The sequence below is a fragment of the Arthrobacter sp. ZGTC131 genome (genome assembly GCF_002929275.1).
GTDB lineage: Bacteria > Actinomycetota > Actinomycetes > Actinomycetales > Micrococcaceae > Arthrobacter.
Genome location: NZ_PJIK01000113.1, coordinates 1 through 518 on the forward strand (window position 1 = coordinate 1; position 518 = coordinate 518).

Sequence of the window (518 nt, forward strand, 5' to 3'; positions counted from 1 at the left end):
GCGTTCTGGCCGAAGTCGTCCTCGCTGTGGTCCCGGAAGAGGAGGTTGGGGGCGCGCTTGAACACCACGGCGATTTCGGTGACGCGGCGGCCCAGCCGCTTGCCCGCACGCAGGTAGAACGGCACGCCGTGCCAGCGCCGGGTGTTGATGTCCACCCGGATCGCGGCATAGGTCTCGGTGGTGGAGTTGGCCGGAATGCCTTCCTCCTCGAGGTAGCCCTGGACCTGCTCGCCGCCCTGCCAGCCGCCGGCGAACTGGCCGCGGGCGGAATGGGTGGACAGGTCCTCCGGCAGCCTGACGGCGGCCAGCACCTTTTCCTTCTCCGCGCGCAGGTCATCGGCGTTGAAGGAGATGGGCTCCTCCATCGCCGTCAGCGCGAGCAGCTGGAGCAGGTGGTTCTGGATCACGTCGCGCGCGGCGCCGACGCCGTCGTAATACCCTGCGCGGCCGCCGGTGCCGATGTCCTCGGCCATCGTGATCTGCACGTGGTCCACGTAGTTGGCGTTCCACAGCGGCTC

The 518-nt window shown here is 68.9% G+C and carries 1 pseudogene; it reads right to left on the minus strand.

Annotation, left to right across the window (positions count from 1 at the left end):
• Positions 1 to 518, minus strand: a pseudogene (locus tag CXQ90_RS21925) (glucose-6-phosphate dehydrogenase); the annotation flags it as partial.